Genomic DNA, 1,818 nt, shown 5'->3' with positions numbered 1-1,818 from the left:
ACATTCCAATTATTATAAATGGGATACTTAATATTTGTCCCATATTTAATTTCATTCCTTCTTCAAATTCTACTTGATTTATTTTTACAAATTCAATTAAAATTCTCATTATAAAAATTAAAGTTATTGCTAAACCAAATAAAAAGCCATTTCCTAGCTTTATATTTTTAGTTTCATAAATTGTAAAAACTACAATAAAAATTATTAAATACGAGATTGCTTCGTAAAGTTGCGCTGGATGTCGTGGTATGTTGTCAACACGTCTAAAAATAAATGCCCAAGGCATTTTAGTTGGGTTGCCAATCATTTCCGAGTTCATTAAATTGGCAAGTCTTATAAAAGTTGCTCCAAGTGGTGCAACAATTGCTATTATATCCAGTATTTTAAGATATTTTATTTCGTATTTTTTTGAATATAGAGAAAGTGAAATAATTAATCCAATTGTTCCTCCATGACTTGCTAAACCAGAAAAACCAACAAATTTATATTCACCTTGAATTGTTTTTTTGATAGGTAAAAATATTTCTAAAAGATTTTTCGAATAATACTCAAAGTCGTAAAATAGACAATGTCCAAGTCTAGCTCCAACAAAAATTCCAATTATTCCGTAAACAAATAATGCTTCATGAGCAGTGTCTTTTAAATTTTCTCTTTTGTAAATTCCTTTTAGAATGTACGTACTTAAAAGTAAACCAAAACCAAACAAAAGACCATAATATTTTAATGGAAACCCGAATATATTAATTATTTCTGAGTCAAAATCCCAATTTATATACAATTTAGTCATGTTTATTATTAATTTTTATTTTTTGATTTTGAATAAATATTTTAGAGTGTCTTGTGGCTTGGCGTTATTTCGGAAATTTTGTTAGCCAAAAGTATCTATTTATTAATTAACTTACAAGTACAAAACCAACATATGAGTTTGTCTAAAACTGTAATTGGGATAAAACTGCTGTTGGCAGAAGTATTTATTTTTAGTTTGTATTTTGATTTAAAAATAATATATTTTTCTCCCAATCTATTGTTAACAAGTAATTTTCAAAGAAAGCATTTCCAAGTAGTGAAGAAACATATTTCTCCAAGGTTATTGATTTGTTATTTATTTCAATTTCTCCTATTTTAATTTTTCCAACACGAAAGGTCTGTTTATCTTGTTGTATTAGGGTATCTTTTTCTTTTAAAAATTTCACAAAAGAAAGGTTTGCGGTAAATTCTCCACTAGAGCCTAAATCAAAAATAAATTTATGTGTTTGATTATTAAGTTCAATATTCACATAACCAAGTCCCCAATCTTTGTTATTGAGTTCAATTTTTTTTGCATTCTGTAGACCTGCAAAATTATCAGTTTTGTTGGTAATATGAATTACCTTTTTAAGATAATCAATTTGCCATTTAGATTTTCGCATTAAATTATTTCCTATTATTCCACTTATTTTTATAGTTTCATAATTTCGTTTGATGAAAGACAAATCTTGAAGCATTCCGTAAGTTTTTTCAAAACTCACATTTGAAATTGAAATATTGGGCAATTCAATTAAGCCAACTTTTTGAGTAGAAACAGAACTTCCAGATAACTCAATTTCTTTTTTTAAAGTATAGTTTATCTCTTTTGAGATGTCTTTGTCAATAGCACTTATTTCATAACCTGTATCAAAAAGAAAATTATATTTTTTATCACTACTAAACGACTAATATTTTTCACAACAAAGGGCTACTTTTCACAGTAAGCCCTTTTTTTCATACTTTGTAGTTTGCAAAAAACAAAAGTAATGAGTTCCAAAGATATTGAAAAAAAGTTTGTCGGTCAGCCGATTT

Annotated in this window: 1 protein-coding gene and 1 pseudogene; both read right to left on the bottom strand. The window is 26.7% G+C overall.

The features are described 5' to 3' along the window. Positions 1–787: prolipoprotein diacylglyceryl transferase (gene lgt / locus RMN92_RS09735; RefSeq protein ID WP_309609262.1), on the bottom strand; the 787-nt coding region annotated here is incomplete at its 3' end. A 190-nt stretch (positions 788–977) separates the two neighbouring features. Continuing rightward, a pseudogene (locus RMN92_RS09730) lies at positions 978–1,667 on the bottom strand (hypothetical protein); the annotation flags it as partial. Between the last annotated feature and the right edge of the window lie 151 nt (positions 1,668–1,818).

It is taken from the genome of Flavobacterium sp., from assembly GCF_031363805.1.
GTDB lineage: Bacteria > Bacteroidota > Bacteroidia > Flavobacteriales > Flavobacteriaceae > Flavobacterium.
This window is presented reverse-complemented; position numbering and strand designations above follow the sequence as displayed.